18 protein-coding genes and 1 pseudogene are annotated in these 19,058 nt (G+C 70.8%); 6 read left to right on the top strand and 13 right to left on the bottom strand.

Translation table 11 applies throughout. The annotated features are described in order from the left end of the window. Entirely contained in the window at positions 1–1,005 is a 1,005-nt protein-coding gene (gap, locus tag ABEA10_RS47505; RefSeq protein ID WP_329261975.1) for a type I glyceraldehyde-3-phosphate dehydrogenase, read from the bottom strand. A gap of 331 nt (positions 1,006–1,336) precedes the next feature. Here gap and ABEA10_RS47500 point away from each other — a divergent pair, with 331 nt between their 5' ends. Beyond that, positions 1,337–1,966 (top strand): hypothetical protein, encoded by a 630-nt coding sequence (locus ABEA10_RS47500; RefSeq protein WP_345475298.1) that lies wholly within the window; start codon positions 1,337–1,339, stop codon positions 1,964–1,966. A 207-nt stretch (positions 1,967–2,173) separates the two neighbouring features. Here the strand turns inward: ABEA10_RS47500 and whiA are convergent, their stop codons facing one another. The 8 genes from whiA to ABEA10_RS47460 all read right to left on the bottom strand — a co-directional run bounded on the left by whiA (position 2,174) and on the right by ABEA10_RS47460 (position 12,225). After that, positions 2,174–3,154: a DNA-binding protein WhiA gene (gene whiA / locus ABEA10_RS47495; protein WP_285584085.1), complete on the bottom strand. Its 981-nt coding sequence runs from the start codon at positions 3,152–3,154 to the stop codon at positions 2,174–2,176. A gap of 29 nt (positions 3,155–3,183) precedes the next feature. Next, positions 3,184–4,161: a gluconeogenesis factor YvcK family protein gene (locus tag ABEA10_RS47490; RefSeq protein ID WP_329261970.1), complete on the bottom strand. Its 978-nt coding sequence runs from the start codon at positions 4,159–4,161 to the stop codon at positions 3,184–3,186. A gap of 6 nt (positions 4,162–4,167) precedes the next feature. Then, positions 4,168–5,067, bottom strand: coding sequence for an RNase adapter RapZ (rapZ, locus tag ABEA10_RS47485; RefSeq protein WP_345475297.1), 900 nt, complete (start codon positions 5,065–5,067; stop codon positions 4,168–4,170). Between the two features lie 31 nt (positions 5,068–5,098). Then, positions 5,099–7,036, bottom strand: coding sequence for an excinuclease ABC subunit UvrC (gene uvrC, locus ABEA10_RS47480; protein ID WP_329261964.1), 1,938 nt, complete (start codon positions 7,034–7,036; stop codon positions 5,099–5,101). A gap of 96 nt (positions 7,037–7,132) precedes the next feature. Next, positions 7,133–7,678 carry a DinB family protein gene (locus ABEA10_RS47475; RefSeq protein ID WP_345475296.1) on the bottom strand — a complete coding sequence of 182 codons (546 nt, stop codon included), beginning with the start codon at positions 7,676–7,678 and terminating at the stop codon, positions 7,133–7,135. A 151-nt stretch (positions 7,679–7,829) separates the two neighbouring features. Further along, a complete protein-coding gene (locus ABEA10_RS47470; RefSeq protein WP_345475295.1) occupies positions 7,830–8,288 on the bottom strand; it encodes a Rieske (2Fe-2S) protein in 459 nt (152 codons plus the stop codon). 126 nt (positions 8,289–8,414) lie between these two features. After that, entirely contained in the window at positions 8,415–11,252 is a 2,838-nt protein-coding gene (gene uvrA / locus ABEA10_RS47465; RefSeq protein ID WP_345475294.1) for an excinuclease ABC subunit UvrA, read from the bottom strand. Positions 11,253–11,406: 154 nt separating this feature from the next. After that, positions 11,407–12,225, bottom strand: a complete 819-nt coding sequence (locus tag ABEA10_RS47460) for an MBL fold metallo-hydrolase (RefSeq protein ID WP_345475293.1) — start codon at positions 12,223–12,225, stop codon at positions 11,407–11,409. A gap of 102 nt (positions 12,226–12,327) precedes the next feature. On the opposite strand from ABEA10_RS47460, the gene ABEA10_RS47455 reads away from it, so the two are divergent. After that, positions 12,328–12,978, top strand: coding sequence for an MBL fold metallo-hydrolase (locus tag ABEA10_RS47455; RefSeq protein ID WP_329261948.1), 651 nt, complete (start codon positions 12,328–12,330; stop codon positions 12,976–12,978). Between the two features lie 166 nt (positions 12,979–13,144). Beyond that, positions 13,145–13,600, top strand: a complete 456-nt coding sequence (locus ABEA10_RS47450; RefSeq protein WP_329261945.1) for a MarR family winged helix-turn-helix transcriptional regulator — start codon at positions 13,145–13,147, stop codon at positions 13,598–13,600. Here ABEA10_RS47450 and ABEA10_RS47445 read toward each other — a convergent pair. Then, the gene (locus ABEA10_RS47445) at positions 13,591–14,184 is read right to left on the bottom strand and encodes a TetR/AcrR family transcriptional regulator (RefSeq protein ID WP_345475292.1); all 594 of its coding nucleotides are present in this window, start codon (positions 14,182–14,184) and stop codon (positions 13,591–13,593) included. The genes ABEA10_RS47450 and ABEA10_RS47445 overlap by 10 nt on opposite strands. 62 nt (positions 14,185–14,246) lie before the next feature. Here ABEA10_RS47445 and ABEA10_RS47440 point away from each other — a divergent pair, with 62 nt between their 5' ends. Beyond that, a complete protein-coding gene (locus ABEA10_RS47440; RefSeq protein WP_345475291.1) occupies positions 14,247–15,527 on the top strand; it encodes an alpha-amylase family protein in 1,281 nt (426 codons plus the stop codon). A 43-nt stretch (positions 15,528–15,570) separates the two neighbouring features. Here ABEA10_RS47440 and ABEA10_RS47435 read toward each other — a convergent pair. Next, positions 15,571–16,401 (bottom strand): annotated as a pseudogene (locus ABEA10_RS47435) (DMT family transporter); the annotation flags it as partial. A gap of 66 nt (positions 16,402–16,467) precedes the next feature. Here ABEA10_RS47435 and ABEA10_RS47430 point away from each other — a divergent pair. After that, positions 16,468–17,067 (top strand): TetR/AcrR family transcriptional regulator, encoded by a 600-nt coding sequence (locus ABEA10_RS47430; protein ID WP_345475290.1) that lies wholly within the window; start codon positions 16,468–16,470, stop codon positions 17,065–17,067. Here ABEA10_RS47430 and ABEA10_RS47425 read toward each other — a convergent pair. Beyond that, the gene (locus ABEA10_RS47425) at positions 17,064–17,540 is read right to left on the bottom strand and encodes a hypothetical protein (protein WP_345475289.1); all 477 of its coding nucleotides are present in this window, start codon (positions 17,538–17,540) and stop codon (positions 17,064–17,066) included. The genes ABEA10_RS47430 and ABEA10_RS47425 overlap by 4 nt on opposite strands. A 139-nt stretch (positions 17,541–17,679) precedes the next feature. Between ABEA10_RS47425 and ABEA10_RS47420 the strand changes: the two genes are divergently transcribed. After that, on the top strand, positions 17,680–18,003 hold the full coding sequence (locus tag ABEA10_RS47420; protein ID WP_329261931.1) for a hypothetical protein: 324 nt from the start codon (positions 17,680–17,682) through the stop codon (positions 18,001–18,003). Here the strand turns inward: ABEA10_RS47420 and ABEA10_RS47415 are convergent. Further along, a complete protein-coding gene (locus ABEA10_RS47415; RefSeq protein WP_345475288.1) occupies positions 17,966–18,967 on the bottom strand; it encodes a TerC/Alx family metal homeostasis membrane protein in 1,002 nt (333 codons plus the stop codon). The genes ABEA10_RS47420 and ABEA10_RS47415 overlap by 38 nt on opposite strands. Positions 18,968–19,058 lie beyond the last annotated feature (91 nt).

Genomic DNA, 19,058 nt, shown 5'->3' with positions numbered 1-19,058 from the left:
TCAGAGCCTCGCACCCACGAGCTTGACGAGGTCGACGAGGCGGTTGGAGTAGCCCCACTCGTTGTCGTACCAGCCGACGACCTTGATCTGGTCGCCGATCACCTTGGTCAGGCCCGCGTCGAAGATGCAGGACGCCGGGTCGGTGACGATGTCGCTGGAGACGATCGGGTCCTCGGTGTAGGTGAGGATGCCGCGCAGCGGGCCCTCGGCGGCGGCGCGGAGCGCGTTGTTGACCTCCTCGACCGTGGTCTCGCGCGACAGCGTGGCGGTCAGGTCGGTGGCCGAGCCGGTCGGGACCGGGACGCGCAGGGCGTAGCCGTCGAGCTTGCCCTTGAGCTCGGGCAGCACCAGGCCGATCGCCTTGGCGGCGCCGGTGCTGGTCGGCACGACGTTGAGCGCGGCGGCGCGGGCGCGGCGCAGGTCCTTGTGCGGGCCGTCCTGGAGGTTCTGGTCCTGGGTGTAGGCGTGGATCGTGGTCATCAGGCCACGCTCGATGCCGAACGTGTCGTTGATCACCTTGGCCATCGGGCCCAGGCAGTTGGTGGTGCAGGAGGCGTTCGAGATGATCGTGTGCTGGGCGGGGTCGTACGCGTCGTCGTTCACGCCCAGGACGATCGTGACGTCCTCGTTCTTGGCCGGCGCGGAGATGATGACCTTCTTCGCGCCGTTGTCGGCGTGCACCTTGGCCTTGGTGGCGTCGGTGAACAGGCCGGTCGACTCGACGACGATGTCCACGCCGAGGTCGCCCCACGGCAGCTTGGCCGGGTCGCGCTCCGCGAAGGCCTTGATGGTGTGGCCGCCCACGGTGATCTCGTCGGCGCCCGCCTTCACGTCCTCCGGCAGCCGGCCGAGGATGCTGTCGTACTTGAGCAGGTGAGCGAGCGTGGCGTTGTCGGTGAGGTCGTTGACCGCCACGACCTCGACATCGCCGCCGGCCGCGTTGAGAGCGCGCCAGAAGTTACGGCCGATACGACCGAAGCCGTTCACGCCAACCCGGATGGTCACGGCACCAATCTCCTTCGTCCCCCGGCGTCGTCTACCGGGGCAGTGACTTGATGTTTTTCAGAACCGACCTTATCGAACCCGGGCGGGGAACTCGTCACCGCGGCGCCGGGGCGATCGGTCCGCCGCCCGGCCGGGAGCCAACATCCATGGCGGGCGGCGAACCAGAGGCAGCCTAATTGGTCTAGACCATGTTGGTCCAGTCGTGGTCTAGACCAAATTGCCCGGAACCATCCGCATCATCCGTCCATCAAACCCAGCACGTATCAAGGGTGGGGCGCTGATTCACCAGGTGAATGCCTGCCTGCGCCCACAGAACGGCAAGGTAGGTGTCATGCACGAATCGTCGGCGCGCCCGAGTGGGGGCAACGGCAAAGCCATCGTCCTGGGTTTCCTCGCGATGATCCTCGGTGCCGCCCTCTGGGCGGTCATCACCGTGGTCACCGCGCACGAGTTCAGCCTCGTGGCGATCGGGGTGGGAGCCCTGGTCGGCCTGACCATGTTCGCGGCCCGGCCGTCGAGCACGGGCATCGCCCTGGTGGCGGCCCTGTTCACGATCATCGGCTGCGCGCTCGGGGAGTTCCTCGCGATCCCCGCGTACGTGGCTCACGAGAGTCACCACGGCTTCTCCGAGGTGCTCAGCGTCGAGGTGCACCACCCGAAGGTGTACTTCGACTCGCTCGACGGGAAGACGTACCTGTTCTGGGCGATCGGCGCCGTCGCGGCGTTCAGCATGACGTTCCGGCGCATCCAGGCCGCCCGGGCGATGGCGGCCGCGCCCGCGCCGTACGCGGCGGCTCCCCAGCAGCCGTACGCGCCGCAGCAGCCGGCCGGCCCGGCGTACCCGGGCCCGCAGCAGCCGTACGGCCAGAACCCGCAGCCGTACGGGCCGGGGCAGCAACCCTACGGCGGGCAGCAGTACGGAGGACAGCCCGGCCAGGGACAGCAGTACCCGCCGCGCTGAGAGTCCGCCCGGGACTCATGCCCCGCCGCGCGGCGTCCAAGGCGCCGCTCGCGACCGGCGAGGTTCCGGGCAGCCTCCGAGAGCCCGTGGGGACCCCCTGCCCTGCCGCCTGGGACGAGGGTTTCCCCCAACGGTCTCTGAGAGTTCCGGAAGGCGAGGAGGGCCCGGCACGCCTGGCGTGCCGGGCCCTCCTCGCGTTCGCCGCGATCAGGGGGCGAGCATGTCGGCGGTGACGTTGGCCTCGGTGCCGGCGATGCCCTGGTCCATGGCGCGCTTGTCGGCCATGGCCAGCAGCCGCCGGATCCGGCCGGCGATGGCGTCCTTGGTCAGCGGCGGGTCGGCGAGCTGGCCGAGCTCCTCCAGCGAGGCCTGCTTGTGCTCCAGGCGCAGGCGGCCGGCCGCCACGAGGTGCTCGGGCGCGTCGTCGGCGAGGATCTCCAGCGCGCGGGCGACCCGGGCGCCGGCGGCGACCGCGGCACGGGCCGAGCGGCGGAGGTTCGCGTCGTCGAAGTTGGCCAGGCGGTTGGCCGTCGCGCGCACCTCGCGGCGCATGCGGCGCTCCTCCCACGCGAGCACCGAGTCGTGGGCGCCCAGCCGGGTCAGCAGCGCCGAGATCGCGTCGCCGTCGCGGACGACCACGCGGTCGACGCCGCGGACCTCGCGGGCCTTGGCGTGGATCCGCAGCCTCCGGGCCGAACCGACGAGCGCCAGCGCGGCCTCCGGGCCGGGGCAGGTCACCTCCAGCGACATCGAGCGGCCCGGCTCGGTCAGCGACCCGTGGGCCAGGAACGCCCCCCGCCACGCGGACTCGGCGTCGCAGGCGGCGCCCGCCACCACGTGCCGCGGCAGGCCGCGCACCGGACGGCCGTTGTTGTCGATCAGCCCGGTCTGGCGGGCCAGCGACTCACCGTCGCGGAAGACCCGTACGACGTAGCGGTTGCCCTTGCGCAGCCCGCTCGGGGCGAGCACCACGACGTCGGAGGTGTGACCGAAGACCTCGGCGAGGTCCTTGCGCAGACGTCGCGCCGCGGCTCCGGTGTCGAGCTCGGCCTCTATCACGATCCGGCCGCTCACAATGTGCAGTCCACCGGCGAAGCGCAGCAGCGTCGACACCTCGGACTTGCGGCAGCACGGCTTCATGACGGACAGCCTGCTCAGCTCGTCCTTCACCACGCCGGTCATCGCCATTGATGTGATCCTCCCCCTGTAGAACTCCGTCAGGGCAGTCTCGCCGAATCTCGCCGCGTCACGTGGCCGCTGACGAAGATCTGTGCGAACGCTTGGGCCAACCGTGCCGGATCATGCCGTGGAGATCCATCTTCCGCGGCCACGTCGGCGAGGGCCAGCCTGCCTCCGAGGGTACGGACGGCCTTTTCCAGAACATCGGGCTCATCGACGAGATTCCGGTCGGCGAGCACCACATCGATCTTCAGCTCGGGCGCGTGGGCGCGCAGGACCTCCAGATGCGTCTGGGGCGAGAAGTCGTCGGTCTCCCCCGGCTGCGGCGCGAGGTTGAGCGCGACCAGCCGTTTCGCGCGGGTGCGGTGCAGCGCGTCGGCCAGCTCGGGCACCTTCAGGTGCGGCAGCACGCTGGTGAACCAGGAGCCCGGCCCGAAGATCACCCAGTCGGCCTCCTCGACCGCGCGCAGGGCCTCCGGGCAGGCCGGCGGGTCTTCGGGCACGAGCGAGACGCTCAGCACCTTACCGGGCGTCTTGGCGCAGGCCACCTGGCCGCGAACGCGTGAGATCTCCTCCGGCGCCGCCGGGTCGGCCCCCCGGACCTCGGCGACGATGTCGAGCGGCACCGAGGCCATCGGCAGCACCCGGCCTTCGGCGCGCAGCAGCCGGCCCATCCAGTCGAGACCGGCCACCGGGTCGTCGAGCAGCTCCCACAGGGCGACGATCAGCAGGTTGCCGACCGCGTGCCCGTGCAGCTCGCCCTGGCTCAGAAAGCGATGCTGGACGACCTCGCTCCAGGTGCTCCCCCAGTCGTCGTCGCCGCACAGCGCGGCGAGCGCCATGCGCAGGTCGCCCGGCGGCAGGACGCCGAGCTCGCGGCGCAGGCGCCCGCTCGACCCCCCGTCGTCGGCGACCGTGACGACGGCCGTCAGGTGGTCGGTCACGCGTCGCAGCGCGGACAGGGAGGCGAACAGCCCGTGCCCGCCGCCGAGGGCGACGACCTTGGGGGAGTCCACGTCGTGTCATTCCCGTCCGAGATCCCGGTGGACGACCTGGAGGTCCAGGCCCTCGTCGCGGAGCCGGCCCCCGAGCTGTTCGGCCATCGCGACGCTGCGGTGCTTGCCGCCGGTGCAGCCGACCGCGAGCGTCACATAGTGCTTGCCCTCGCGTTCGTATCCCCGCACCAGGAGGCGCAGCACCTCGGTGTAGGCGTCGAGGAACTCCTTGGCGCCCGGCTGGGACAGGACGTAGTCGCGGACGGGGGCGTCGCGCCCGGTGTGGGGGCGCAGCTCGGGGATCCAGTGCGGGTTGGGCAGGAACCGGCAGTCGACCACGAGGTCGGCGTCGACCGGCAGGCCGTACTTGTAGCCGAAGGACACCACGGTGGCGCGCAGGCTCGACTCGTTGCCCTCGCCGCCGAAGAAGCTCACGATCTTGCCGCGCAGCTCGTGGACGTTGAGCGCGCTGGTGTCGATGACCAGGTCGGCCTCGGCGCGCACCTCGCGCAGGAGCTCGCGCTCGCGGGCGATGCCGTCGACGATGCGCCCGTCGGCCTGGAGCGGGTGCGGGCGGCGCACGCTCTCGAACCGGCGGACCAGCACCTCGTCGGAGGCCTCCAGGAACACCACGCGGGGATGCGCGCCGCGCGCCTCCAGCTCGTCGAACGCCGACTGCAGGTCGGTGGTGAAGGCCCGGCTGCGCACGTCGACGACGACCGCGATGCGGGGCACCGCGCCCTGCCCGCGCTCGGCGAGGTCGGCCATGGTGGCGAGCAGGCCGGGCGGCAGGTTGTCGACGACGAACCAGTCGAGGTCCTCCAGGGACTTGGCCGCCGTGCTGCGGCCAGCGCCGGACATGCCGGTGACGATCACGATGTCGGGCACCTGCGGGGTGCCGCCGATGTTGGCCGCCGCGGTGTTCACGCCCCACCGCCCGACGGCGCCGTGCTGTGTCTCATGTGCCTGTTCCCCCGTCCTGCGCGTGCAGTGCCGCCACAATGCTCTCAGCGGTGCGGCGTCCGATGCCCGGAACCTCGGCGATCTGCTCGGGTCCGGCCTCCTTGAGCATCTTCACCGACCCGAAGTGCTTGATCAGGGCGGTGCGCCGGCTCGGCCCCAGTCCCGGCACGGCGTCGAGCTCACTTACGATCATGCCCTTCGAACGCTTGGTGCGGTGGAACCGGATGGCGAAGTCGTGGGCCTCGTCGCGCGCCCGCTGCAGGAGGTACATACCCTCGCTGTTGCGCGGCAGGATGACCGGGTCCTCCTCGCCGGGCAGCCAGATCTCCTCCAGGCGCTTGGCGATGCCGCACAGGCTGACGTCGTCGATGCCGAGCTCGTCCAGTGCCCGCTGGGCGGCGGCCACCTGCGGCGCTCCGCCGTCGACGACCACGAGGTTGGGCGGGTAGGCGAACTTACGCGGCTTTCCGGTCTCGGGGTCGATCGGCCCGCCCTCCTCGCGTTCACCGAGGACGTCGAGCTCGCCGGTGCGTTCGGTCTCCTCCAGGTAGCGCCGGAACCGGCGGGTGATCACCTCGTTGATGGAGCGGACGTCGTCCTGACCCTCGACGGTCTTGATGGAGAACCGCCGGTATTCGCTCTTGCGGGGCAGGCCGTCCTCGAACACCACCATCGAGGCGACCACGTGGGTGCCCTGGAGGTTGGACACGTCGAAACACTCGATGCGCAGCGGCGCCTGGTCGAGCTCGAGGGCGTCCTGGATCTCCTGGAGCCCCTTGCTGCGGCTGGTCAGGTCGGCGGCCCGGCGCGTCTTGTGCTGCTTGAACGCCTCTTTGGCGTTGCGCTCGACGGTCTCCAGAAGCGTCTTCTTGTCGCCCCGGCGCGGCACCCGCAGGTCGACCCGGCCGCCGCGGTGCTCGGCGAGGAGCTCGACCACGGCGTCCGGCTCGGGCGGCAGCGCCGGCACGAGGATCTCGCGCGGCACCGCGTCGCCGGCCACGTCGCCGTACATCTGGAGGACGAACTGCTCGACCAGGTCGCCGGTGGAGATGTCCTCGACCTTGTCGACGACCCAGCCGCGCTGACCACGGATGCGCCCGCCCCGGACGTAGAACACCTGGACGGCGGCCTCGAGCTGGTCGTCGGCCAGCGCGATGACGTCGCAGTCGGTGTTGTCGCCGAGGACCACCGACTGCTTTTCCAGGGCGCGCTGCAGGGCACGGATGTCGTCGCGCAGGCGCGCCGCGCGCTCGTACTCCTGCTCCCCCGCCGCGGCGCGCATGTCCTTTTCCAGCGCCTTGATGAACCGCGCGGTGTCGCCGGCCATGAAGTCGCAGAAGTCCTCGGCGATCTCCCGGTGCGCCTCCTCGGTGACGCGGCCGACGCAGGGGGCCGAGCACTTGCCGATGTCGCCGAGCAGGCAGGGCCGGCCCATCTGCCGCTGCCGCCGGAACACCCCGGCCGAGCACGTGCGGACCGGGAAGACCCGCAGCAGCAGGTCGACGGTCTCCCGGATCGCCCACGCGTGGGAGTACGGGCCGAAGTAGCGGACGCCCTTCTTCTTCGCGCCGCGCATCACCTGCACCCGCGGGACGTCCTCGTTCATCGTCACCGCGAGGTAGGGATAGGACTTGTCGTCGCGGTACTTGACGTTGAAGCGGGGGTCGAACTCCTTGATCCAGGAGTACTCCAGCTGCAGGGCCTCGACCTCGGTGCCGACCACGGTCCACTCGACCCCGGCCGCGGTCTGCAGCATCGTCTGGGTGCGCGGATGCAGGCCGGCGAAGTCCGCGAAGTAGGAGTTGAGCCGGGCACGCAGGTTCTTCGCCTTGCCCACGTAGATGACCCTGCCGCCCGGGTCACGGAACCGGTACACCCCGGGCGATTCGGGGATGGTCCCAGGCGCGGGCCGGTACGTCGCCGGATCTGCCACGTCCGTCAGCCTAGTGCCGCGCGGGGACGACGGAGGCCGCGTCGGCCGCTCCGGTGCCGGCCCGTACGGCCCTCCGCCACGGTGATCGTCGTCATCTCAGTATCCCGTGACACCGTCGGCGCGTTCACGCAGGAGGTCGGCGTGGCCGTTGTGCCGGGCGTACTCCGCGATCATGTCGACGAGGAGCCAGCGGAGCGAGAACGGCTCTCCGGTCCGCTGCCGTACACCGGTCACGTCGAGCGAGGCGGCCCGGTCGACGATCGCGCGTGACCTTCGGCACTCGGCCTCCCAGAGGGCGAACGCCTCCCCGGCGTCGCCGTCGAGAGAGTCGAAGTCCTGGTCGGGATCGTCGTCGGAGTAGTAGAGCATCGGCAGGTCCTCGCCGGCGAACTGGATGGCGAACCACCACCGCTCGACCGCGGCCAGGTGCCGGAGCAGCCCGTGCAGGCTGAGCCCGGACGGCGGCACGCCTCGGTCCGACAGGCGCATCGCCGGGACACCGGCGCACTTGAGCGCGAACGTCCGGCGGTGCCAGTCGAGGAACGCGGTGAGCGTCTCTCGCTCCCCGGCCGTGGGCGGCGGCGGGACGCGCGGATCACCGCTCAGCGGACGCGCGTGGTTCTCCTCGGGTACGTCGGTCATGCCGCGAAGCATGCCAGCCACCACCGACAGACCTCCGCCCGCACCTCGCAGGCATGAGCGCAGGCCGCAGCTCAGGACGCGCGACCGGGCGCCGGGCCGTGCGGCTCGGCGCCCGGGTGGGACGGGCCTTGGCCGTCCGACGTGGCGTGGGTCAGGCGAGCTTCAGCTCGCCGTTCTGGACGGTGACGTTCTTGGACGGAAGGGGCTTGTCGGCAGGACCGTTGGCGACGGAGCCGTCGGTCACGTTGAAGGCGCTGCCGTGGCACGGGCAGTGGATCTGTCCGCCCGAGACGGAGCCCACGGAGCAGCCGCGGTGGGTGCAGATGGCGCTGAAGGCCTTGAACTCGCCCTGCTTGGGCTGGGTCACCACGACCTTCTCGTCTTTGAAGATCTTGCCGCCGCCGACCGGGATGTCGGAGGTCTTGCCCAGGCTGCCACCGCTCTGGCCCCCGCCGCTCTGGCTCCCGCTGCCCTGGGAGGCGTCGGCCGACGAGTCGTCCTTCGAGCCTCCGCAGGCGGTCAGTGTGCCGGCGAGGCCGACGAGACCGACTCCCACCAGCATCCCCCGGCGGGTGGACTCCGGTCCGGGCGTGGACGGATCGAACGGCATGAGACTCCTCCTTGGCTTTGGGGACGTTCCCCCTTTGCACGGAGGAATCGGCGGTTCGGTTCAACGGCAGTGCGAAAGTTTCCCTCTCGCACCACCAGCACCATGAGCACCAGGCGACGACTCCGGTCAGCCGAGGATCTTGGCGAGGAACTGGCCGGTGTGGCTCTCCTCCACCTTGGCGACGTCCTCTGGCGTCCCCGTGGCGACGACGGTGCCGCCGCGGGAGCCGCCTTCCGGACCCATGTCGATGATCCAGTCGGCGGTCTTGATGACGTCGAGGTTGTGCTCGATCACGATGACCGTGTTGCCCCCGTCGACGAGACGGCCGAGCACGCCGAGGAGCTTGCGGATGTCCTCGAAGTGCAGGCCGGTCGTCGGCTCGTCGAGCACGTAGATGGTACGCCCGGTCGAGCGTCGCTGGAGCTCGGATGCGAGTTTCACGCGCTGCGCCTCACCGCCGGACAGGGTCGGGGCGGGCTGGCCGAGCCGGACGTAACCGAGACCGACGTCGTTGAGCGTCTGCAGGTGGCGCCGGATCGCCGGGATCGCCTCGAAGAACTCCAGGCCCTCCTCGATCGGCATGTCGAGCACCTCGGCGATGGTCTTGCCCTTGTAGTGCACGTCGAGGGTCTCGCGGTTGTAGCGCGCCCCGTGGCACACCTCGCACGGCACGTAGACGTCGGGCAGGAACTGCATCTCGATCTTGATGGTGCCGTCGCCGGAGCAGGCCTCGCACCGGCCGCCCTTGACGTTGAAGGAGAACCGGCCCGGCTGGTAGCCGCGGACCTTCGCCTCGGCGGTCGCGGCGAACAGCTTGCGCACGTGGTCGAACACGCCGGTGTAGGTGGCCGGGTTCGAGCGCGGGGTGCGGCCGATCGGCGACTGGTCGACGTGGACCACCTTGTCGACCTGGTCGAGCCCGTTGATGCGCTTGTGCCGGCCCGGGACGGTGCGGGCGCCGTGCAGCTGCTTGGCGAGCGAGAGATAGAGGATGTCGTTGACCAGCGTCGACTTGCCGGATCCCGACACGCCGGTGACCGCGGTGAACACGCCGAGCGGGAACGCCACGTCGACGCCGCGCAGGTTGTGCTCGCGCGCGCCCTTGACGACCAGCTCGCGGCCCCGCTGCCGCTTGCGCCGGGTGGCCGGCACCGGGATCTCGTTGCGGCCGGACAGGTAGGCGCCGGTCATCGAGCTCTCGGAGGACAGCAGCTCCTCGACCGTGCCGGACACGACGACCTGGCCGCCGTGCTCGCCCGCGCCCGGGCCGATGTCGACGACCCAGTCGGCGGCCTTGATGGTGTCCTCGTCGTGCTCCACGACGATGAGCGTGTTGCCGATGTCGCGCAGCCGGATCAGGGTCTCCAGCAGGCGGTGGTTGTCGCGCTGGTGCAGCCCGATGGAGGGCTCGTCCAGGACGTACAGCACGCCGACGAGGCCCGAGCCGATCTGGGTGGCGAGCCGGATGCGCTGCGCCTCGCCGCCGGCGAGCGTGGCCGACGCGCGGTCGAGGGTGAGGTAGTCGAGGCCGACGTCGAGCAGGAAGCCCAGCCGGGCGTTGATCTCTTTGAGGACCCGCTCGGCGATGTGCTTCTCGCGGTCGCTGAGCTCCATCGCCAGCAGGAACTTGGCGCACTCGCCGATCGGCATCGCGGCCACGTCGGCGATGGACCGGTCGTTGACCGTGACGCTCAGCACGACCGGCTTGAGGCGGCGGCCCTCGCACGACGGGCACGGGATCTCCCGCATGTAGCCCTCGAACCGCTCGCGGCTCGAGTCGCTCTCGGCCTCGGAGTGGCGGCGCTGGACGTAGGGGATCACGCCCTCGTAGGTCGTGTAGTAGGAGCGCCGCCGGCCGTAGCGGTTGCGGTAGCTCACGTGGACCTGCGTGTCGTGGCCCTTGAGGATGGCCTTGCGCGCGGAGGCCGGGAGGCGCTCCCACGGCGTGTCCAGGTCGAAGCCCATCGCCTCGCCCAGCGCGGTGAGCAGCCGGAGGAAGTAGTCGCTCACGTGCCCGCCGGACCACGGGGAGATCGCGCCCTCGCCGAGGGTCTTCTCCACGTCGGGCACGATCAGCTCGGGGTCGACCTCCATGCGGGTGCCCAGGCCGGTGCAGTCGGGGCAGGCGCCGTACGGGGAGTTGAACGAGAAGGACCGGGGCTCGAGCTCGTCGAAGGACAGGTCGTCGTAGGGGCAGTAGAGGTGCTCGGAGTACATCCGCTCGCGTTGCTCGTCGTCCTCGGGCAGGTCGACGAAGTCGAGGATGATCGTGCCGCCGGTCAGCCCGAGCGCGGTCTCCACCGAGTCGGCCAGGCGCCGCCGCGAGCTCTCCTTGACGCTGAGCCGGTCGACGATCACCTCGATGTCGTGCTTCTCGTACTTCTTGAGCTTCGGCGCCTCGTCCAGGCGCACGGTCGCGCCGTCGACCCGGGCACGGGAGAAGCCCTTGGTCTGCATGTCGCGGAAGAGCTCGGCGTACTCGCCCTTGCGCCCGCGCACGACCGGCGCGAGCACCTGGAAGCGCGTGCCCTCCTCGAACTCCATCAGCCGGTCGACGATCTGCTGCGGCGTCTGCTTGGTGATCGTGCGGCCGCAGGCGGGGCAGTGCGGGTGCCCGATGCGGGCCCACAGCAGGCGCAGGTAGTCGTAGACCTCGGTGATGGTGCCCACGGTGGACCGGGGGTTCTTCGAGGTGGACTTCTGGTCGATCGACACCGCCGGCGACAGGCCCTCGATGAAGTCGACGTCCGGTTTGTCCATCTGGCCGAGGAACTGCCGCGCGTACGCCGACAGAGACTCGACATAACGTCGCTGGCCCTCGGCGAAGATCGTGTCGAACGCGAGGCTCGACTTGCCGGATCCGGACAGCCCGGTGAAGACGATCAGCGCGTCGCGCGGCAGATCCAGCGAGACGTCCTTCAAATTGTGTTCACGTGCTCCGCGCACGATGAGGCGGTCGGCCACGGCGTATTCGCAATCCCCTTGAGAGCCTGGTCGAGACAGGTCAGCTTCAGGCTAACGAGTGGGTGCGACGGTTTCTTCCAGACGACCTCATCCACCCCGCTCGTCGCAGCTGAACCGTACACGTGTTCGAATGAAGGTCGCCACCGGAACACACCTACTCGGGGCCGTCGTCGAGCGCGTGCTCCAGGTAGCGCTCCGCCGACCGGCGTACGGCCTCGACGCCGTCGGCGTGGACGATCCGCCGCCACCACGCGCCGTACACCCGCTCGAAGGGGTAGGGCTCCAGCAGCCGCAGCGCGCGCCGGATGACGCGGGGGCGCTCGGGAATGTGGTTGGGGTAGCTGTACATGAAGCTGACGTAGCGCCGGTCCTGGACGACGGTGAGGATGTCGCCGGACATCAGCGCGCCGCGTCCCTCCTCGCCGTCGCGCCAGTGCAGCACCTGGCCGCCCGCGAAGTGCACCCCGGCGTTGACCAGCGTGAGCCCGTCGCCGAGTGAGTGCGTCTCCCCCGGCCAGAAGACCACCGAGTCGTCGGGCCGGGCCACCCACTCGCGGTCGGCCTCGTGGATGTAGACCGGCGCGTCGAAGGCGTGCGCCCACTCGATCATCGAGCCGTAGAAGTGGGGATGGCTGATCGCGATGGCCGAGATACCGCCCAGCTCGCGCACCCGGGCGACCATGTCGTCGTCGATGTAGGTGATCATGTCCCACAGGACGTTGCCCGACGGCGTGCGGACCAGCAGGGCACGCTGACCGATCGCGGTCGGCGGCGCGGCGCCGACACCGACGATCCCCGGCCCCTCCTCCTCGATCCTCCCCCGGTGCCCGGCCTCGCGCAGCTCGGCGAGGGTCGTCCACTGCTGGCCGTCCCAGCCGACGTACTGACGTTCGTCCTCGCAGATCGGGCAGTCGGCGCGCGGCGCGCCGTACTGGGCCCCACAGGTGCGGCAGATGGGCAGATCGTCTCGCATACGGGCAGCGTAACCGCGGACGTCCGAGCGACGCAGGTCTCGGGGAACCTCGCCGTGACAGGATGGAAGGTCCCGGAAAGCCGTGCCCGATCGGAGGACAGCGTGACCTACACAGGCGACGTCGAGGTCGGTGGCGCCCCCGACGTACGAGAGCTCCCCGCCTTGACGATCACCAAGCTGGCCGTCGGACCGTACGAGAACAACGCCTATCTGCTGCGCTGCACGGCGACGGGCGAACAGGTCCTCATCGACGCCGCGGCCGAGCCCGACCGGTTGTTCGAGATCATCGGCGACGGGCCGCTCTCCCGCGTCGTCACCACGCACCGCCACCAGGACCACTGGAACGCCCTGACCGCCGTGATCGACGCGACCCACGCGCGGCTGGTCGCCCACCCCGACGACGCCGAGGCCCTGCCGCTGCCGGTCACCGAGCCGGTCGAGCACGGCGGCACCGTACGGGTGGGGCAGGCCACGCTGTCGGTCATCCACCTGCGCGGGCACACGCCCGGCTCGATCGCGCTGCGCTACGACGGCGAGACGCCCCACCTGTTCACCGGCGACAGCCTGTTCCCCGGCGGCCCGGGCAACACCTGGGGCGACGCGAAGCTCTTCCACCGGCTCATGGAAGACCTGGAGGAGCGCGTGTTCGGCGTGCTGCCGGACGAGACGTGGATCTACCCCGGGCACGGCAAGGACACGACCCTCGGGCGGGAGCGCCCGCACCTCGCCGAGTGGCGCGAGCGCGGCTGGTGAGAGCCGGCCGGACGGCGCCGTCCGGCCGTTCGGAACGCTCCTTCCACGGATCGCCGGGCCGTACTGCTGCGAGCCAGGTGTCCATGCACCAAGATGGGGGAATGGGCATGCTCAGTACGCCCGGGACGCGTGATCGTGAGGCGGCGGGTAAGGAATGATGACGGGCGTGACCGACCAGGCACCCGATGCGGAAGACCTGACGAATGTCGAGCTCGCGGCGCGGCTGCGGATGACCCTCGGCCGGCTCAACCGCCGTGTGCGCCAGCACGGCCCGCAGGTCCTCTCCTCGAGCCAGGCGTCCACGCTGGCGAGCGTCGAGGCGCTCGGCCCCGTGCGCCTGGGCGACCTGGCCGCGCACGAGGGCGTCACCGCGCCGACGCAGAGCCGGCTGGTCGGCTCGCTCGAACAGCAGGGGCTGCTGCGCCGCATGCCCGACAGCGAGGACCGGCGCGCCACCCTGCTGGCGATCACGGCGCAGGGCCGCCGGCAGCTCGAACAGCTGCGCGGCGAACGCTCGGCCTTCCTCGTCCGGCAGATCGCCACGCTGACGTCCGAACAGCGCGAGGCGCTCGTGGAGGCGCTGGGCGCCCTGGAGGCGCTCGCGGAGTCCCCCTACGACTGACCGAGCGCGCCCCGTAGCGCACCGACCACCTGGGCGACGAGGGGTTCGCGTTCGGCCTGCCGGCAGCCGCGCTCGACCCAGCTGAGGCAGGCGGCGTCGAGAAAGCCCAGATAACCGTGGAGCGCGTGGTCGAGCGCCGGGTCGGCCGGCAGCGCGAGCAGGTCGCGCAGCAACGCCAGGTATCGGTCGCGGTTCCGCCTGCGCAGCTCGGCCGCCTCAGGCACGTCGCCGGCCGGCGACCTCAGGGGCGCGGCCCAGCCGGCCGGCGCCTCGCCAACGAAGTCGAGGTAGACGCGCACGGCCGCGGCCAGCCGGTCGTACGGCGCCGCCGCGGGGTCGTCGGCGACGCGCTGCCGCCGCAGCAACTCCTCGATCGCGGCGCGCACGACGTCGCGGTAGAGGCCGCTCTTGCTGCCGAAGTAGCGGTGGACGAGCGCCTCGGAGGCGTCGGCGGCGGCCGCCACCCGGGCGACGGAGACCTTGTCGTACGGCTCCGCGGCGAACGCGCTCGCCGCGGCGCGCAGGATGTCGGCGCGCCGGGTCTCGACATCGAGACGCCGCCGGGGACGCCGGTCCTTGCGCACGAGGTCCCCCCTTACTGAGCTACCCTCAACAGTACTACTGAGTCTCCCTCAAAAGGACCTCGATGACCTCGTGGATCGACCACACGATCTGGTGGCACGTCTACCCGCTCGGCTTCACCGGCGCGCTGGAGGCCGGGCCCGGACACCGCCTGGGCCGGCTGGAGCCCTGGCTGGACTACGCCGTCGAGCTGGGCTGCAACGGCGTGGCACTGGGCCCGGTCTTCGCTTCGGAGACTCACGGCTATGACACCGTCGACCACCTGCGCCTGGACCCGCGGCTCGGGGACGACGCCGACTTCGACCGCCTCGTCACGGCCGCCCGCCGCCGCGGGGTGCGCATCCTGCTCGACGGCGTGTTCAACCACGTCGGCCGCGGATTCCCGCGGTTCGCCGCGGCGCTGCGGGACGGCCCGGACTCACCGGACGCCCGCTGGTTCCGCCCGCGCGGGGACGACTACGACTGCTTCGAGGGCCACCGTTCGCTCGTCGCCCTCAACCACGGCGAACCGGCCGTCGCCGAGTACGTCGCGAAGGTCATGCGGCACTGGCTCGACCGCGGCGCGGACGGCTGGCGTCTCGACGCGGCCTACGCCGTGCCGCCGGAATTCTGGCGGGCGGTCCTCCCGCAGGTCCGGGCGGCGCACCCGGACGCGTGGTTCACCGGCGAGATGATCCACGGCGACTACGCGGCCTACGTCGCGGGGTCCGGGCTGGACTCGGTCACCCAGTACGAGCTGTGGAAGGCGATCTGGAGCTCGCTGAACGACCGCAACCTGTTCGAGCTGGCCTGGGCTCTGGACCGCCACGACCGGTTCACCGAGGCGTTCACGCCCTCGACGTTCGTCGGCAACCACGACGTGACGCGGATCGCGACCCGCCTGGAGGAGCCCCGCCACCTGGAGCACGCGCTCGTCGTGCTGTTCACCGTCGCCGGCGTGCCGGCCGTCTACTACGGCGACGAGCAGGCCTTTCGCGGCCTGAAGGAGGACCGGCCGGGCGGCGACGACGCCGTGCGCCCCGCCTTCCCCGGCTCGCCGGCCGGGCTCGCTCCCTGGGGCCGGCCGGTCTACCGGCTGCACCAACGGCTCATCGGCCTGCGCCGGCGCCATCCCTGGCTGGTACGGGCGCGCACGAGCGTCGAGCACCTCACGAGCGAGGCGGCCGCGTTGCGCAGCCGTCCCGTCGAGGGCGGCCCGGGCATCACCGTCCTGCTGAACACCGGCGCGGACCCGTACCGCTTCCCGCTTCCGCTCGACGGCCTGCGCGTCCTGGACTCCGCCGAGGAGAAGGAGCCGGACGATCCCGCGCAGGTGCCCGGGTACGGGTGGGCGATCCTGGGCTAGGGCCGTTCTCCGGCTCCCCGGACCCCGACCGGACGATGACGACCGCCGCGAGACCGACGACCAGGCCGAGGGCGGTCTGTGAGCCGAACGGCTCACCGAACATGAGAGCGCCCCAGACCGCCGTGACGGGAGCCATGAGGAACATCAGCGTGTTCACCTTGGTGACCCCGGACCGCCGCAGGATGACCCAGTACAGCCCGTAGCCACCGAATGTGGACAGGACCACGAGCCACGTGATCGCGATCCAGAACGGGAGTTCGGCCGGCGGCTTCGCCACTCCGGCGCTCATGGCGAGCGCCGTGAAGACGACGGCGCTGGTGACGCAGTGCGCGGTCATCGCCACCACGGGCTCGACCCGCGCGTGGGAGCGGCTGTCGAGGAACGTCGCCGCCACCAGCGAGAGCATGCCGAGGAACGGGATGAGATAGGCCCACCAGGCCACACCCGCGGCAGCCGCGGCGTCGGCCCGGGTGACGACGATGACGCCGCCCAGCCCCAGGCACAGGCCGAGCCACTGCCGACGCGAGACGTACTGCCGCAGGAGCGGTCCGGCGAGCGCTCCGGCGACGAGGGGCTGGACGCCGTCGATCAGGGCGGTGGTGCCGCTGGAGACGCCGAGTTGGATCGCGTAATAGACGGTGAGCAGATAGCCGCTCTGCGAGAGGACGCCGATCAGGACCTGCCGGACGACGTCCCGGACCACGAGGCCCCGCCACCACGTCCGGACGAGGGCGATGCCGATCAGAACCACGGCCAACGGCAGGAACCGCCACATCAGGATGGTGACGGCGGACGCGCTGCCGGCGCCGAGCCGGGCTCCGATGAACCCCGAACTCCAGCAGATCACGAAGGCCGCCGAGAGGAGAAAGTCCACGTCCCGCCCTTCGCTATACAGATCGGTATACCCGCGCCACTATACAGATCGGTATACTCTCGGGGCATGGACACCACGGAGCTTCGGCGGATCACGATGACGCCCGCCGCCCTGCGCGTCCTGGAGGCCGCTGCGAGGCTGTTCTACGAGCGCGGCATCCATGCCGTCGGCGTCGACCTCATCGCCGCCGAGGCCGGGGTGACGAAGAAGACCCTGTACGACCGGTTCGGCTCCAAGGAGCAGATCGTCGTGGAGTACCTGGCGGATCGCGACGAACGCTGGCGGGCCTTCCTCGCCCGGCATCTCGACGCCGCACCGCCGGAGCCGCCGGCGCGCGTCCTCGCGGTCTTCGACGCCTCAGGCGCGTGGTCGCGGGCGAACGGCGCCAAGGGGTGCAGCATGGTCAACGCGCACGCCGAGATCAGTGACGCGTCCCATCCCGCATATCCGCTCATCATCGGGCAGAAGAAGTGGATGCTCGCGCTGTTCACCCGCCTCGCCCGGGACATCGCTCCGGACGAGGCCGACCGTCTCGGCCGGACACTCACGCTGCTGAACGAGGGAGCGCTCGTCGCCCACGGCCTGAACGTCTTCCCCGACCCCTTCGGCCACGCTCGCGAGCAGGCCCGGGCTCTCCTGACCGCGGCCGAGAACGCCGCGGCCTAGGACCTGGCGAACATCTGGTTCGTGCCGACGAACAGCAGCTTGCGCCGGGACAGCAGGCGCACCTGCCAGTACGAGCCGCCGTGCCCGTCGATGTCGGTCAGGTCGAAGGTCTTCGCGTCACGCGGGGTGGCCTTGCCGCTCCACAGCTTCTGCCCGAAGGCGACCCACTCGCCGCTGCCGTCGGCGTGGAAGCGGAAGTAGGTGTTCTTGACGTCGCGCGTCCAGGTGCCGGTCAGGCCGCGGAGCCAGACCTTGGCCTGCCGGGCCGAGACCGTGGGCGGGGCGCCGGGCGAGGCGACGCTGCCCGGCAGCGTCGAGACGGGGACGGGCGTGACCGGGTGCGTGGCCACCGGCCGAGGCGACCGGCTCCCGCTCTGGGCGTCGACGACGGCGGTGAACACCAGCACGCCGACGGCGGCGAGCGCCGTCCCGGCCGCGGCGGCCCTCGTCACCGCGGGCGCGAACGTGCGCATTCCCACCTCCGAACCGACGACTTCTGCGGCTCACCGTACAAGGTTCGCGTGGCGTCGTCGGACGTCCTCCTCAGGTGTCAGCGACAGATCACCCCCACGGCGGAGGCGAGCGCCCCGAACGAGGCGTACAAAGGGGGGCATGAGCACATCCGAGCTGCCGCGCGACGACCTGGCGGCCTCGCTCGCCGCGCGGCGCGAACTGGGGCCCGACTACGACGCGGCGTTCGCCGACGCGATCGCGGCGCGGATCGAGCAGTCCGCCGCGCTGCGCGACGCGACCGCCGCCGCGAACGAGAAGGCCGAACGCGCGGTGGCCCTCACGGTCCTGTGCGTCACGCTCGGGGTCTCGATCCCGACCTCGGCCATCGCCGCGTCCTATGCCGGGCTGTCCGGCCTCGTCGTCGTGTGGGCGGCGCTGGTCGCCATCAACGTGGCGTTCGCCCTGCGTCCCCGACGCCGGTAGGCACCGGCTCGCCGGCCTCGCGCGCCGCGTCGTGGCGCGCCTTGAGCAGGCTCACCACCGTCGTGATGAGCATCGCCACGCCGATCACGACCAGCGAGAGCCAGATCGGCACCTGCGGTACCTGCTCGAACCCGGTCGCGTGCAGGGCCTCGAGGATGAGCTTGACGCCGATGAAGGCGAGGATGAACGACAGGCCCTTGCTCAGGTAGATGAGCCGGTCGAGCAGGCCGCCCAGCAGGAAGTAGAGCTGGCGCAGGCCCATCAGGGCGAAGGCGTTCGCGGTGAACACCAGGTAGGACTGCTTGGTCAGGCCGAAGATGGCCGGGATGGAGTCGAGCGCGAAGAGCAGGTCGGTCGAGCCGATCGCGACCATGACGATGAGCATCGGGGTGACGAGCCGTCGGCCCTCGACGCGCACGGTCAGCCGGTCGCGGTGGTACTCCCCGGTGGCCGGGATGACGCGCTGCACCCAGCGCAGCAGGATGTTCTCCTTGAACTCCTCATCGCCGCTGTCGCGCAGCAGGCCCAGCGCGGTCCAGATGAGGAACAGCCCGAACACGTAGAACAGCCACTCGAAGCGGGCGAGCGCGGCACCGCCGACGAGGATGAACGCGCCCCGCATGAACAGCGCGATCAGGATGCCGACGAGCAGCACCTTGTGCTGGTTGACGCGCGGCACGGCGAACCGCGCCATGATGACGTAGAAGATGAACAGGTTGTCGATGCTCAGGCTGTACTCGGTGAGATACCCCGCGTAGAACTGCGCGGTGTACTGCCCGCCGGCCACGAACAACAGGCAGACGCCGAACGCCACGGCGAGCACGACGTAGAACGTCACCCACGCGCCGGCCTGCCGGAGGGTGAACTCCTTCGGCGACCCACGGTCGACGATCCACAGATCGACCAGGATGACGGCGAGGATGCCGGCCAGAGTGAGCGACCAGCCCAAAAGCGTGACATTCACGAGACAGCATCCTCCGGCGGCAGACAAAAGCCCCGGAGGTCTCTCCCGTCCGCGCTCATGGGCGCGAACCGACAGTACCGGGCCGCATGCG

It is taken from the genome of Actinoallomurus oryzae (assembly GCF_039541955.1).
GTDB lineage: Bacteria > Actinomycetota > Actinomycetes > Streptosporangiales > Streptosporangiaceae > Actinoallomurus > Actinoallomurus oryzae.
The sequence above is the reverse complement of the archived record's forward strand: the minus strand, read 5'-3'. Positions and strand labels throughout refer to the sequence as shown.